The sequence below is a fragment of the Neobacillus sp. BF23-41 genome, assembly GCF_041106275.1.
Genome location: NZ_JBGBPR010000005.1, coordinates 58,397 through 72,788, shown reverse-complemented (window position 1 = coordinate 72,788; position 14,392 = coordinate 58,397). Strand labels below are relative to the sequence as shown.

Annotated in this window: 12 protein-coding genes and 1 other annotated feature; of the genes, 11 read left to right on the top strand and 1 reads right to left on the bottom strand. The window is 38.9% G+C overall.

What is annotated here, in order from left to right:
- The first annotated feature begins 1 nt into the window (after window position 1).
- The 5 genes from nirD (at window position 2) to AB7942_RS10260 (ending at window position 5,285) form a co-directional block, all read left to right on the top strand.
- Complete coding sequence (nirD, locus tag AB7942_RS10280; RefSeq protein ID WP_369446772.1) at window positions 2-325, top strand: nitrite reductase small subunit NirD; 324 nt, start codon at window positions 2-4, stop codon at window positions 323-325.
- A 21-nt stretch (window positions 326-346) separates the two neighbouring features.
- Window positions 347-1,123: a uroporphyrinogen-III C-methyltransferase gene (gene cobA, locus AB7942_RS10275; RefSeq protein WP_369446771.1), complete on the top strand. Its 777-nt coding sequence runs from the start codon at window positions 347-349 to the stop codon at window positions 1,121-1,123.
- 237 nt (window positions 1,124-1,360) lie between these two features.
- Window positions 1,361-2,602, top strand: coding sequence for an ATP-binding protein (locus AB7942_RS10270; RefSeq protein ID WP_369446770.1), 1,242 nt, complete (start codon window positions 1,361-1,363; stop codon window positions 2,600-2,602).
- A gap of 103 nt (window positions 2,603-2,705) precedes the next feature.
- Window positions 2,706-3,938, top strand: coding sequence for an MFS transporter (locus tag AB7942_RS10265; RefSeq protein WP_483310865.1), 1,233 nt, complete (start codon window positions 2,706-2,708; stop codon window positions 3,936-3,938).
- Between the two features lie 18 nt (window positions 3,939-3,956).
- Entirely contained in the window at window positions 3,957-5,285 is a 1,329-nt protein-coding gene (locus AB7942_RS10260; RefSeq protein WP_369446768.1) for an MDR family MFS transporter, read from the top strand.
- A 69-nt stretch (window positions 5,286-5,354) separates the two neighbouring features.
- Here AB7942_RS10260 and AB7942_RS10255 read toward each other — a convergent pair whose 3' ends face one another.
- On the bottom strand, window positions 5,355-5,867 hold the full coding sequence (locus AB7942_RS10255) for a gamma carbonic anhydrase family protein (protein WP_088087775.1): 513 nt from the start codon (window positions 5,865-5,867) through the stop codon (window positions 5,355-5,357).
- 322 nt (window positions 5,868-6,189) lie between these two features.
- On the opposite strand from AB7942_RS10255, the gene pruA reads away from it, so the two are divergent.
- From pruA to ilvA, 6 genes are all read left to right on the top strand, one after another.
- Window positions 6,190-7,734 carry an L-glutamate gamma-semialdehyde dehydrogenase gene (gene pruA / locus AB7942_RS10250; RefSeq protein ID WP_369446767.1) on the top strand — a complete coding sequence of 515 codons (1,545 nt, stop codon included), beginning with the start codon at window positions 6,190-6,192 and terminating at the stop codon, window positions 7,732-7,734.
- 78 nt (window positions 7,735-7,812) lie between these two features.
- Window positions 7,813-9,018 carry an ornithine--oxo-acid transaminase gene (locus AB7942_RS10245; RefSeq protein WP_098934272.1) on the top strand — a complete coding sequence of 402 codons (1,206 nt, stop codon included), beginning with the start codon at window positions 7,813-7,815 and terminating at the stop codon, window positions 9,016-9,018.
- Between the two features lie 76 nt (window positions 9,019-9,094).
- Window positions 9,095-10,360, top strand: coding sequence for a Glu/Leu/Phe/Val family dehydrogenase (locus AB7942_RS10240; RefSeq protein WP_483310864.1), 1,266 nt, complete (start codon window positions 9,095-9,097; stop codon window positions 10,358-10,360).
- A gap of 106 nt (window positions 10,361-10,466) precedes the next feature.
- The gene (locus AB7942_RS10235; RefSeq protein ID WP_369446765.1) at window positions 10,467-10,724 is read left to right on the top strand and encodes a biotin/lipoyl attachment domain-containing protein; all 258 of its coding nucleotides are present in this window, start codon (window positions 10,467-10,469) and stop codon (window positions 10,722-10,724) included.
- A 199-nt stretch (window positions 10,725-10,923) separates the two neighbouring features.
- Window positions 10,924-12,522, top strand: coding sequence for an amidohydrolase (locus AB7942_RS10230; protein WP_369446764.1), 1,599 nt, complete (start codon window positions 10,924-10,926; stop codon window positions 12,520-12,522).
- 123 nt (window positions 12,523-12,645) lie between these two features.
- Window positions 12,646-12,892 (top strand) — a binding site (T-box leader).
- A 90-nt stretch (window positions 12,893-12,982) separates the two neighbouring features.
- On the top strand, window positions 12,983-14,248 hold the full coding sequence (gene ilvA, locus AB7942_RS10225) for a threonine ammonia-lyase IlvA (protein WP_369446763.1): 1,266 nt from the start codon (window positions 12,983-12,985) through the stop codon (window positions 14,246-14,248).
- Window positions 14,249-14,392 lie beyond the last annotated feature (144 nt).

Below are 14,392 nucleotides of genomic sequence, written 5' to 3'. Positions count from 1 at the left end.
AATGACAAAGAAAAGTGTTGAAGCGGTGTCGATCGGTTCTGTACGGGATCTTCCAGAACGATTAGGAAAGACTTTTTGTGTCGGGGATAAAGAAGTGGCTGTATTTAAATTATTAAATGGGAGCGTGCGTGCCGTTGAAAATCGCTGTCCACATAAAGGCGGGGTTTTGAGCGAAGGAATGGTAAGCGGCGAATTTGTTTTCTGTCCCATGCATGATTGGAAAATATGTTTGGATAATGGGAAGGTACAAGAGCCGGATGCAGGCTGTGTGAAAACCTATAAAACTAGAATAGAAGGGGAAGAAGTATTTCTCTTAATCGATTAGTTCAGTAAAATGGAGGTCTTTATGATTCAAACAAAGGGGAAAGTCTATATTGTTGGAGCTGGTCCTGGTGATCCTGATTTAATTACGGTTAAAGCAGCGAAATGTCTTGAACAGGCAGACGTTATTCTTTATGATCGGTTAGTCAATCCGGTGTTGCTGAAATACGGTAAGAGCGACGCTGAGTTCATCTATTGCGGAAAAGAGCCGGGAAACCATTGTGTTTCCCAAGAATCCATCCATCAAATATTAGTAGATAAGGCCTTGGCAGGTAAAACAGTTGTTCGATTAAAAGGGGGAGACCCATTTATTTTTGGCCGAGGCGGTGAAGAAGCGGAAGTGCTTGTTCAAAATGGGCTCGAATTTGAAATTGTACCTGGGATTACTTCGGGTATTGCTGCACCGGCTTATGCGGGAATTCCTGTCACTCACCGTGAATGGAGTCAATCGTTTGCTATGATTACAGGTCACTGTTTGAGTGGCAAACCTAAAAACATTCGGTGGGACCATCTAGCCCATGGTGTCGATACACTTGCCATATATATGGGTGTCAAACATCTTCCTTTTATATGCAGCCAACTTATATCCTGTGGAAAGGAGTCTCAAACACCTATAGCTGTAATTGAACAAGGGACAACAGGAAATCAACGAACAGTTGTCGGGACACTTGAGACGATTGTTGAAGTTGTAAATGAAAATCGAATCACAAATCCAGCCATGATAGTCATCGGAGAAGTTGTCAAACTATCTGAAAAACTATCCTGGTTTCCAGAAAGAATCAAAGAAGAGATACTTATATAAAAAAATGAGATTGTAAGAGTTTATAATTAAATATTATAGACTCTTTTTTTGTGATAATATATGATATTACAATCAGAAAAAATTCAAAAATCGTCGAACTAAAAATCATTGTCATTGAAATTTGGTGGATTTTTTTCTGTTTCTCTCCATAATAATAATTAATTAATTTTAATGAAGGATTAAATAGAATTATGTCGAATAGCATAAGTAAATATACCTGATTAAGAGGGCGGAATAATGAATAAATCCGGTCAAATTATCCTGTTGCTGATTTCGGTTTTATATAGCAGTTACCAAAAGATTTACGATCATCATCCTTTTTTTTCGATAGACTTTTTTCTTTTTACCCTTATTGCATGGTTAGTGGGGTGGCAATATGATAAAGCACGCTATTATGAAAAAAAGTCACGTGCTAGTGAGGAGAGCTATAAGAAGTTAATAGATTCATTGCCTGCACCCGTCTATATTACGAGTAATCATAGGTTTTTATATGTAAATAAGGCTGCCATGAACTTGATTGGTGCTACCAAACTAGAAGATGTAATGGGGAAATCCATTTTTGAATTTATTATTCCAGACTATAACAGTCGTTTGTTTGAACGTTTTAAACAAATAAAGAAAGAAAAGCAGCCCGTAAACACAATCGAATACAAAGCAAAACGTTTGGATGGAACACCATTTTTCTTTGAAGTATCTTCCTTGTTTATCGTTTTTGGGGGAAAAGAGGCGGTGTTGTCCATTGGCAAGGATATTACTGAAAAAATGGAAGAAACAGAACGTCTCCTTCAAAAGTCTGAAAAATTGGCATTATTAGGCCAAATGGCGGCAGGTATAGCCCATGAAATACGAAATCCACTCACATCTATAAAAGGTTTTATCCAACTCCTAAGGACCAGCACTAGGAAAGAGGAATACTTTGATATTCTGTTAACAGAGCTTGACCGGATCAATGATATCGTCGGGGAGTTCCTCGTGCTTGCCAAACCGACAGCTGCCGTTTACATTACAAAGGATATAAGGATATTATTAAAGGATGTTGTCACTTTAATTAACAACCAGTCTCTTTTAAATAATGTTCTAATCTTTGTTGAATATGACAATGATTTGCCGTTGATTAGCTGCGAAGAAAATCAACTAAAACAAGTTTTTTTAAACTTACTTAAGAACGCGATTGAAGCAATGCCTAAAGGCGGAAATATTAATGTATACGTTATGAAAAAAGAAGATGGGAAAATTTCGGTACAAATCATTGATCAGGGGGTTGGGATTCCGGAGGAACGGATCTCTACTCTAGGGGAACCTTTTTATACTACGAAGGAAAAGGGAACCGGACTCGGCTTAATGACCTGCTACAAAATTATCGAAGGCCATAATGGGGAACTAAACATCTATAGTAAAATTAACGAAGGAACCACCATTGAAATAATTTTACCAACAATTACTCAGCCATTATTGAAGATGGAGGTGAGCCATTCATAGCGAATGGCTTATTCTATTTACTTAAAAAAATGATAAAATATCATAATAGACAGAGATTCAAGAGATTAGGAGGGGGTTTGTGGGTTTGTTACAAACTAAACAGATGCTTCGTGAGGTTTCTTATTTGCAAATATTTAGGAAATCTAAACATTTTTCCGCGTTGCTTTTTGGCCAAATTTTTTCATTGTTAGGAAGTTCGATTACAAATGTGATTCTCCCGATTGTAGTCCTTCAAGTATCAAAATCAACCGCGATGATGGGTACTGTCATGGCAATCTATATGCTGCCATTTGTTATTCTTCTCCCATTTTCAGGTGTACTTGTCGATAAAATGAACAAAGTCAAAATTATGTTTGTTGTTGATATTGTTCGTTTTTTTCTGATGATGATTTTAGCTATTTTTGCTATTTTGGATCAGCTAAATATGATTTACCTTTTTATCATAATGTTTATTATGGGAACAATGGATAGCTTCTTTCAGCCAGCGTATTCTGCTGTAAGAGCGAAGGTGTTTACCCAGGATATTCGCAATGCTGCAAACTCCATGACTCAAGTAAGTATGCAGGCATTACGAATATTTGGTCCGATCATAGGTGGATTGATTGTCACCTCTTTTTCAGCGGCCTGGGGTTTTGGGATTGATGCGCTAACATATATAATTTCTTTGTTCTTTTTATTTAGCCTGCGTTCTTTGTCTTTTCAAAAACCCACAGAGATGCTTGGAAAGAAAAATTCTCTTAAACAAGATTTTTTCGAAGGGATCGAGGTACTGAAGGAGGAGTCATGGCTTTGGATTACCATTCTGGCATTCTCGTTAATAAATATTTTTTCAGGCGGGATTATTCGAATCTTAATTCCATGGCTCATTAATATATATTATGAATTTGAACCCGTTGTGTATGGCTTGGTCCTTTCCGCTTCAGGGGCTGGTGCCATCGTATGCGGGCTTGTCTTTGGATTACGAAAAGAATGGAAGAAAAGAGGATTGCTCGCATATGTTGGTGTGGCGATAAGCGGTCTTGCCTTACTGTTTATGCCATTCGTGTCGAGCATCCCCTTATTGATGCTATGTATGTTTCTAGAGGGTGCAGGGATTATGTTATTTGGATTGATCTGGGAAACTAGTCTTCAAGAACTTGTTCCCGAAGACAAATTCGGACGGGTAGCGAGTTTAGATATGCTGGGTTCTTTTTCCTTACTGCCTGTTGGTTATTTAGTTACGGGGTGGTTAGCTGAAGGGATCGGTGAAATCTTCACCTTAGTTACTTTTAGTATTGTAATAGTAGTTATATCTATTTTGGTTATGTTCAACAAAGGAATTAGGAATTTTAATTAAACTGTGTCGGAGGAATGTATGAAAAAGAATAGGTATGTGTTTTGGGGTCTTGTAATATCTACCCTAATATCAGCACTTGATGCAAATATTATGCAAACGGCAAGTCCCACCATAGTGAAACAGCTCGGAGGGATGGAGCTGTTTGCTTGGATATTTGTTGTCTATATGTTAGCAAGTACGGTTACGGTCCCGCTTTACGGGAAATTATCTGATATGTATGGTCGGAAAAAGCTGTTAATTATCGCTGTTTCAATATTTACCCTAGGTTCGATTCTCTGTGGAATGGCCAATTCCATTAGTACGCTGATTATTTTTAGAGGTGTCCAAGGAATAGGGGCAGGCGGGATGATCCCTCTCTCCATGATCATCGTAGGTGATTTGTTTACAATAGAAAACCGCGGGAAAATTCAAGCGGTCTTTAGCAGCATATGGGCAATTTCATCCATTGTTGGACCTGTATTGGGTTCCTTCTTTGTTGAAGCACTAACGTGGAGATGGATTTTCTTTATCAATATTCCCATTGGCATTGCAACGGTTCTTTGTATGATTCCTTATAAGGAAAAAATCGAATTTAAAAAGACACATATCGACTACAAAGGTTTCTTCTTATTTGGGATTTCGATTACGCTATTATTGTTATCTACGAATGTAAAAAATTCTATTTGGTACATTATCTTTGGGATTATCGGTTTGATTGTCTTCATATTGGTAGAGAGGAAAGAAGCACATCCGTTCCTTCCAGTATCATTGTTTAAAAACAAAGGAATCCTAATGACTAACCTTTTCATGTTATTTTACTGTCTGTCCTTTTTTGGAACATCCAACTTTATTCCATTGTATCTCCAAGAAGGAAAGGATATGAGTATTTATAAAAGTGGACTAATTCTTCTCAGTATTGCGGTGGGCTGGATGTTTGGCAGTACCCCGGCAGGGAAGTGGATTATACGCTATGGTTATAAAAGCTTATTTATTATCGGAAGCTTCATCACAACTGCTTCAGGCTTAGCATTATACCTATTCATCACTGATTTATCTTATCTCGGCCTGTTTCTAATCTTAACTATCCAAGGAGTTTCCTTTGGATTATTATTTGCGGTTGGAACGATCGCTTCCCAAGAATTTGCTGAATCCCATATCAGAGGCATGTCCACTTCGCTGCAAATGTTTATAAAAAACATTGGGACATCGATTGGGGTTACCATCATGGGACTCATCATCAATCAGGCAGCAAGTATCGTTATTGGAATGAAAAACGTGTTTCTTTATGCCCTTTGTTTGAGCTTAATTACGATTGTACTCAGCTTTGTCATTCCTGCTAAAACCACTGCTTTAAGTGAGAGTAAATAGTTTTAAACTTCATGGTGCCTGACACCCAGCAATGGTTGGTGTCAAGCACCACTTTTTTATTCTTAAGGTTTATTTAAGTATTTCCCTAAACTCTTTTCCCCTTTGGACATAGTGCTCGCTGGACATTTGTAACAAGTCCAGGTCCTTCTGAGTAATTTCGCGGACCACCCTTCCTGGAGAACCCAACACGAGTGAGCGAGGGGGAATTTTAATGCCTCCAGATAGCAGCGTATTAGCTCCTATTATACAATCCTCGCCAACTTCTACATTGTCTAAAAGCGTTGAACCCATTCCAATAATACATCGATTGCCAACCTTACAGCCATGCAAAATAACATTATGGCCAATTGTCACATCATCAGCAATTTCGACTGGGAATCCTTCGAATAAATGAATCGTTGAATTGTCCTGAATACTGCAGCGTTCACCGATGATAATTGGCCCGTCATCACCACGTAATACCGCATTAAACCAAACAGATGAATCCTTTCCAATTCTCACATCACCAATTAAATAAGCGCCAGGTGCCACAAAAACTGATTCATGAATATCTGGGGAAATTCCTTTGTAAGGGATAATCATATAAATCTCTCCTTTGAAATAACTGAATTATCTTTCTATTAATCTAAATATATCATGAAATCAAAGACTAGATGTCTAATATGTATTTATTCAGTTCCAATGAACTCTTTTTGCTCATTCGATTAAAACAATTTGTATGCACCTATTTAAGTATTGAGTTATTAAAATGCAAAATTTTTTTGCTGTTTTCAATTAATTATATATTTTGCGCAAAATATTTTGGCACATATTGAACAAGAAATCCTTTATTCATGCAAAATCAATGTTGGCACGGAACTTGCATTATAAATAACTGTAACAAACGACAAGGGGGAACAAACAAATGAAATCGTATACACATGAACCATTTACAAACTTTGAAGATGAAAAAAATATACTAGCTTTTCAAGCTGCTCTTGACTACGTTCAATCGCAGTTAGGAAAGGATTATCCAGTTGTAATTGGAGGGGAATCAATTACAACAGAAGAAAAAATTATCTCTATTAATCCAGCAAATACAGAAGAAATCATTGGTAGAGTTTCCATGGCTGATCAAGAGTTAGCAGAAAAGGCTATGCATGCCGCATTAACCACATTCGAAACGTGGAAAACATGGAAGCCGGAACATCGTGCCAACATTTTGTTCAAGGCAGCAGCAATTATGCGCCGCCGGAAACATGAGTTTTCTGCTTATCTTGTCAAGGAAGCCGGAAAGCCATGGAAGGAAGCAGATGCCGATACAGCAGAAGCAATTGACTTCATCGAATATTATGGCCGTCAAATGCTGAGATTGAAAGAGGGCTCACCAGTACAAAGCCGTGACGGAGAATACAATCAATATAATTATATTCCACTAGGTGTGGGGATTATCATTTCACCTTTTAACTTCCCATTAGCGATTATGGCAGGAACAACAATAGCAGCCATCGTCTCTGGGAATACAGTTCTTCTAAAGCCAGCTAACTCGACACCAGTAGTAGCAGCAAAATTCGTTGAGTTAATGGAGGAAGCAGGACTTCCAAAAGGAGTTCTAAACTTCGTTCCAGGCAGCGGTGCGCAAATCGGGGATTACCTTGTTGATCATCCAAAAACACGCTTCGTATCCTTTACCGGTTCTCGTGAAGTTGGCTGCCGCATTAATGAACGTGCTGCCAAGGTTCATCCAGGCCAAAAATGGATCAAACGAGTTATTGCTGAAATGGGCGGTAAAGATACCGTAGTAGTAGATAATGATGCGGATTTAGATTTAGCAGCAGCAAGCATTGTCTATTCCGCTTTCGGCTTTTCAGGTCAAAAATGTTCGGCAGGATCTCGTGCAGTTATTCATCAGGATGTCTATGATGTCGTACTTGAGAAGGTGGTTGCTTTAACAAGAACACTAACTCTTGGCAACCCTGAAGATGCAAATACCTATATGGGACCTGTTATTGATGGAAAATCCTTCAAAAAAATCATGAATTATATTGAAGTTGGCAAGCAAGAAGGCCGGCTTATGACTGGCGGAGAAGGCGATGATTCTAAAGGTTACTTCATCCAACCAACAATCTTCGCTGATTTAGATGAAAATGCACGCCTCATGCAGGAAGAAATTTTTGGTCCAGTTCTTGGTATTAGTAAAGCACGTGACTTTGATCATATGATGACCATTGCAAATAACACTGACTACGGATTAACAGGTGCATTAATTTCAAATAATCGTGCACATATTGAACGAGCACGTGACGAATTCCACGTTGGAAACCTTTATTTTAACCGCACATGTACCGGCGCGATTGTTGGTTATCAACCGTTTGGCGGATTTAATATGTCGGGTACAGATTCCAAAGCAGGCGGTCCTGAATATTTACTGCTTCACATGCAGGCTAAAACAACATCTGAAACACTATAAAAACTACAGCTTAGATGCCTCGATAGGTGGAGGTGGGTTTTACTCCACCTGTCGAGGAAATTTGAAGGAGGAACTATAATGACAGTAACTGAGACAACTAAAACAAATCAAATCATAGAACAAACAGATAAATTTGGTGCAAATAACTATCATCCACTGCCAATCGTTATTGCCAAGGCAGAAGGAGTTTGGGTGGAAAGTCCAGAAGGTAATCGTTACATGGATATGCTGAGCGCTTATTCTGCCGTTAACCAAGGACATCGTCATCCAAAAATTATTCAAGCATTGAAAGACCAAGCCGATAAAGTAACGCTTACTTCCCGTGCTTTTCATAATGATCAACTTGGTCCATGGTACGAGAAAATTTGTCAGTTAACCAATAAAAATATGGCACTCCCAATGAATACTGGAGCAGAAGCTGTTGAAACGGCACTAAAAGCAGCACGTCGCTGGGGTTATGATGTAAAAGGGATTGCTGAAAATCAAGCAGAAATTATTGCCTGCGTAGGGAATTTCCACGGCCGTACAATGGGTGCCGTTTCCTTATCATCTGATCCGGAATATAAGCGTGGTTTTGGTCCGATGCTGCCTGGAATCAACTTAATTCCATACGGTGACCTCGAAGCATTGAAAGCAGCGATCACACCAAACACAGCAGCATTTTTAATCGAGCCAATTCAAGGTGAAGCAGGAATTATTTTACCACCAGAAGGATTTTTGAAAGCGGCATCTGATTTATGTAAAGAAAACAAAGTATTATTCATTGCCGATGAGATTCAAGTAGGCTTGGCACGTACTGGAAAAATGTTTGCATGTGATTGGGAAGATGTAAACCCTGACATGTTGATCCTAGGTAAAGCACTTGGCGGCGGTGTGTTCCCAATATCTTGTGTTGTTGCCAATTCGGATGTATTAGGCGTATTCAATCCAGGTTCCCACGGTTCAACGTTTGGGGGAAATCCACTTGCTTGCGCAGTATCGCTTGCAGCCTTGGATGTAATTGAAGAAGAAAAACTAGCCGAACGTTCGCTTGAATTAGGTAAATACTTCTTTGAACAATTACAATCTATCGATAATCCAAAAATTAAAACAATAAGAGGCCGAGGATTATTTATCGGAGTAGAACTAACAGAAGCTGCAAGACCTTATTGTGAGCAGTTAAAAGAAAAAGGTTTATTATGCAAAGAAACACATGATACCGTTATTCGTTTTGCACCACCGCTTACTATTACAAAAGAAGAAATCGATTGGGCTTTTGAAAAAATCAAAACAGTTTTAAGTTAATTATTTAAATTAAAATGCTAATAATCTATTATTCGACGGGGTGTCAGTCATGTCTGTTAAAGCGATAGTAACTGAAATGGAAAAAGAACAACAAAAAGAACAAGAATCATTAAATTTATTCAATTCAACCCAAACGATTATTCAACAAGCATTATCAAAATTGGGCTATAATAGCGAAATGTATGAATTACTAAAAGAACCGATCAGATTGTTAACAGTCCGCATTCCCGTAAAAATGGATGATGGTTCTGTCAAAATATTTACGGGCTATCGCTCCCAGCATAATGATGCAGTCGGCCCAACTAAAGGCGGCGTCCGTTTCCATCCTGAAGTGGATGAAGAAGAAGTAAAAGCGTTGTCCATTTGGATGAGCTTAAAGTGTGGAATCACGAATCTTCCCTATGGCGGCGGTAAAGGCGGTATCATTTGTGATCCGCGAAATATGTCCTTTAGAGAGCTGGAAGGTTTAAGCCGCGGCTATGTTCGTGCGGTCAGCCAAATCGTAGGACCTTCAAAAGACATTCCAGCACCAGATGTTTATACGAATTCACAAATTATGGCATGGATGATGGATGAGTACAGCCGTTTACGTGAATTTGATTCACCAGGATTTATTACTGGGAAACCCATCGTCCTTGGAGGTTCTCAAGGCCGTGAAACAGCGACTGCCCGTGGTGTAACAATTTGTATTGAAGAAGCAGTCAAGAAAATAGGGAAAGAGTTGCAAGGAGCCCGTGTAGTCATTCAAGGCTTTGGGAATGCGGGAAGTTATTTGGCCAAATTTATGCATGATGCAGGTGCTAAGGTTGTGGCTGTATCCGATGTGTATGGCGCTATATACGATCCAAACGGACTTGATATTAATTACTTGCTTGATCGAAGGGATAGCTTCGGCACCTTCTCGCAACTATTTAAAAATACGATTACAAACCAAGAGCTACTTGAATTAGAGTGTGATATTCTAGTGCCGGCAGCTATCTCGAACCAAATCACAGCCAAAAATGCTGCCAATATTAAAGCAGCGATTGTTGTGGAAGCAGCGAATGGTCCGACAACAATCGAGGCAACAAAGATACTAACGGAACGTGGTATTATTCTTGTTCCTGACATCCTTGCAAGCGCAGGCGGGGTAACTGTATCTTATTTTGAATGGGTGCAAAATAATCAAGGTTATTATTGGACTGAGGAAGAAGTAGAAGAAAAGCTGAAGAAGGTAATGGTTAGCTCGTTTGATACTATCTATCAAACTTCTAAATCCCATCAAGTAGACATGCGTTTAGCAGCTTATATGGTTGGAATAAAGAAAGTTGCGGAGGCCTCTCGTTTCAGAGGATGGGTTTAAAAGGAGTAGAGTAATCTTTAAATGATTGAAATCTCCCTACAAGGATGGACGGAAAAATCTCTATCTGTTCTATGACTGTACGAAATTAAAAAAGGAGTGACGAAAATTGTCAGTAGTAGTGGAAGAAGTTATTTTCAGTCCATGTTCTGGGACCGTGGAAACTGTTTTAACAGAGGAAAACGACCATGTATATGAGTGGGAAAAACTGTTTTTAATAAAAACCCAGAACGGTAGAATTGAAGAGATTTCGATCGGGATCAGCGGGTATATCACATCTTTACCTATTAAGAAGGGCCAAGAAGTTACTACTCAAACAGCCCTAGCAACCATCCAAGATGATTTGTTAATTACAGGATCTGATTAAATAACTCGATAAGCTGTTAAAAAACTCTTTCCATTCGTCCGGAAAGAGTTTTTTTGCATGTTTGCGATAATTTTTTCATGAATTTTTTTAAAATTTGTTTTGCTGTATACTAAAAGGGTTCAACCGTTTAATTATAAAAATAATATAATCACTCATAATTATAATAGGAGATAAGTTCTATTTAGGTAGGAGGGTTTTGATGACAAAGACAATTTTTACAAATGGAACAATTTATACTTTGGAAACGAATCAGCCGGTAGTGGAAGCTGTGGTTGTTGAGAAAGGTAGAATTGTAGATATAGGTTCTCACGACGAGATGATCCTACAATGGGGTAGAAAAGGGTCAAACATAATTGATTTACAGGGGAAAATGGTTACACCTGGATTGACTGATAGTCACCTGCATCTTTCAGGTGTAGCTTTCAACTTTTTAGACCTTGATTTAACTGGTGTAAAATCAAAAAGCGAAATGCTTGATAAAATTAGGGAGAAGGCGAATAAAGTTGCGCCTGGAAAGTGGCTTGTCGGTATGGGCTGGGATGAAAACCTTTTTAAAGGAGGAACTATTCCTACAATAGGAGAGTTAGACTTTGTTGCACCACACAGTCCTGTTTATCTAAAACGGATTTGTCACCATGCCTTTTTAGTGAATAGCAAGGCACTTGAAATGAGCCAGTATTATCCGGAGATTAATATTCCAACTGGCGGAACAGTTGTACTTGATCCGATTACCAAAAAGCCGACAGGGATGCTGCTCGAATCGGCTTCCCAGCTGATAACAAAATACATACCGGTACGAACCTATCAAGAGTTAAAGAATGGTTTGCAACAAGCGATGCAATTTGCAGTGAAGAAGGGTTTAACAAGTGTACATACCAATGATCCTGCTTATTTAGGCGGTCTGGAATCAACGTATAAAATGTATGATGAACTAATTAACCATGAAGGCCAAGGCTTACGCTGTAATCTGCTCATTGATTACCCCTATCTTAATCAATTGAAAGAAAGAGGATTGTATGCAGGCTATGGAAATGAGAAATTACAAATAGGAGCAATAAAAATTTTTGCTGATGGAGCATTTGGGAGAAGAACTGCGCTACTTTCAGAACCCTATCACGATGAGCCAAGCCAGCTTGGGGATGCCATGTTTGACCAAGAAACCCTTTATAGAGTGGTAAAAGAGGTACGAGAATACTCCATGCCACTAGCTGTACATACGATTGGTGACAAGGCGTTAGAAAATGTTCTAGATGTACTTGATCAATTGCCAAAAGTGGAATATCGTGATCGGATTATTCACACATCCCTGGTTCGGAATGATTTAATTCACCGCTTAGTTGATTCGAGTCGGATTGCTGATATTCAACCAAGGTTCGTTGTGGGTGATTATCCATGGGTGAAAGAAAGAGTAGGCAAAAAGAGGGAGCCCTATTTATATGCATGGAAAACGTTACTTGATTCGGGCGTATTATGTGCTGGCGGGTCCGATGCACCAATTGAACCTATAGACCCTCTGCTTGGCATCCATGCTGCGATAACTCGTAGAACTCCTGGGGATCTTCATGAAGGCTGGAACGCCAAAGAGAAGCTCTCGATGCTTGATGCCGTTAAGTTATTTACAGTTGGGGGCGCATTTGCCACCAATGAAGAAAATCAAAAAGGTACGATTTCAAGAGGAAAACTAGCGGATCTAACGGTTTATTCTAAAAACTTATTTACAATGGAGAATCCTGATGATCTACTCCAAACTGAAATTGAAATGACGATCATCGATGGCGAAATAAAATATAAAATTTAAGGGAATGAAATAGGTGAAAGAACCCTAAAAACGATGTAAGCGCTTTATAATTAACTAAATAATTAAAATAGTCAAAAAATATTGACAGGTTATTTTTTCAGTGGTACCCTTATAAAAATTGAAGATGAATCAATGATGAGAAAAGTAGATTAAGCCCTTGTTCTACAGAGAGTCGACAGTTGCTGAAAGTCGATGTCAGGACGTATTCGAAGATCATCTCGGAGATGTGTAGCTGAAACTGTTAAGTAAGCTAGACCGGAAATTCCGCCGTTACAATGGAACACGTACTTAGAATGGTACGTTGATCGAGAGCCGCAGTGTTTGTTTGTTGCGGAAGTAGGGTGGTATCGCGAGTTAACTCGTCCCTATACATTGGGGGCGAGTTTTTTGTGTTTAAAAAATGTATTTATTCTTATGAAAATTTCTTTATGGATGCAAAAAATTAGGAGGGAAAAGGAAGATGAATCAACAAGTTGATAAGAAAGTGTTTAATGTGGAGGATATTATTATTGCCAGCCATACCATTAAGGATGTTATTTCGCCAACTCCCCTGCAATACAATCACTTGTTGTCAGAACGATACGGCTGCCATGTCTACTTAAAACGAGAGGATTTACAAAGTGTTCGTTCCTTTAAAATCCGCGGCGCATATAATCGAATTAAGAAACTTAATGAAGATGAGTTAAAGAATGGAATTATCTGTGCAAGTGCAGGAAACCATGCGCAGGGGGTTGCTTATTCTTGTCATCTCTTAAATATTCATGGGAAAATCTTTATGCCAAGTACAACACCAAAGCAAAAGGTAAAACAAGTTAAATTTTGGGGTAAAGAGGATGTTGAGATTGTTTTGGTTGGGGATACCTTTGATGATGCTTATGAAAAAGCAAGGGAATGCAGTCAAGAGGAAAATCGGACATTTATTCATCCCTTCGATGATCCCGATGTGATTGCCGGACAAGGGACGGTTGCCGTTGAACTGCTCAATGATTGCCCTGAAAAAATTGACTATCTGTTTGCCGCAATTGGCGGAGGCGGGCTTTTGTCTGGAGTCGGCACGTATTTAAGGCACTATTCTCCAGAAACGCAATTAATTGGTGTTGAGCCACAAGGTGCACCTGGAATGAAGGAATCATTTTTAAAAGGGGAAGTTACCTCATTGAAAGAAATTGACCCGTTCGTGGATGGTGCAGCTGTGAAGACGGTGGGATCTATGACCTTTAGCATTTGTAAAGAAATCGTTGATGATATTCTTGTTGTTCCGGAAGGAAAGGTTTGCACGACATTATTATCGTTATACAATGAAAATGCCATCGTTGTGGAGCCGACTGGAGCCCTTTCTGTAGCAGCCTTGGATATGTATGCAGATGAAATTAAGGGCAAAACGGTTGTCTGTATCGTCAGTGGCGGTAACAATGATATTGGTCGGATGCAGGAAATCAAAGAGCGCTCAAAAATTTATGAAGGACTGCAGCATTATTTTATTGTCCAATTCCCGCAACGCCCGGGTGCGTTACGTGAGTTTTTGGATGATGTCCTTGGACCAAACGATGATATTAGCCATTTTGAATATACGAAAAAGAATAATCGAGAAACAGGTCCAGCCTTGGTTGGAATTGAACTGAAGGATAAGGAAGACTACACACCATTGATTGAACGAATCAAAGCAAAGGGCTTTTTATATCGCGAAGTCAATAAAGATAGTACCCTGTTTCAAATGCTGGTTTAGTTATCTAATACTATGAAGAGGTCGAAACTCATGGGTTTCAACCTCTTTTTGTCATTTATTCTATACTAAAAGCAATTTCTTAACAGAATTTAAGTAATAGACTCTTAACAAATGATGCAATTACTGTATAATATTATTTGTCAA

Bases quoted from the DNA above. Each gene is read 5' to 3' on its own strand.
- AB7942_RS10270 (WP_369446770.1), top strand. From the start codon at position 1,361: ATGAATAAATCCGGTCAAATTATCCTGTTGCTGATTTCGGTTTTATAT.
- AB7942_RS10265 (WP_483310865.1), top strand. From the start codon at position 2,706: ATGCTTCGTGAGGTTTCTTATTTGCAAATATTTAGGAAATCTAAACAT.
- cobA (WP_369446771.1), top strand. From the start codon at position 347: ATGATTCAAACAAAGGGGAAAGTCTATATTGTTGGAGCTGGTCCTGGT.
- ilvA (WP_369446763.1), top strand. From the start codon at position 12,983: ATGAATCAACAAGTTGATAAGAAAGTGTTTAATGTGGAGGATATTATT.
- AB7942_RS10260 (WP_369446768.1), top strand. From the start codon at position 3,957: ATGAAAAAGAATAGGTATGTGTTTTGGGGTCTTGTAATATCTACCCTA.
- pruA (WP_369446767.1), top strand. From the start codon at position 6,190: ATGAAATCGTATACACATGAACCATTTACAAACTTTGAAGATGAAAAA.
- AB7942_RS10255 (WP_088087775.1), bottom strand. From the start codon at position 5,867: ATGATTATCCCTTACAAAGGAATTTCCCCAGATATTCATGAATCAGTT.
- AB7942_RS10230 (WP_369446764.1), top strand. From the start codon at position 10,924: ATGACAAAGACAATTTTTACAAATGGAACAATTTATACTTTGGAAACG.
- AB7942_RS10240 (WP_483310864.1), top strand. From the start codon at position 9,095: ATGGAAAAAGAACAACAAAAAGAACAAGAATCATTAAATTTATTCAAT.
- AB7942_RS10245 (WP_098934272.1), top strand. From the start codon at position 7,813: ATGACAGTAACTGAGACAACTAAAACAAATCAAATCATAGAACAAACA.
- nirD (WP_369446772.1), top strand. From the start codon at position 2: ATGACAAAGAAAAGTGTTGAAGCGGTGTCGATCGGTTCTGTACGGGAT.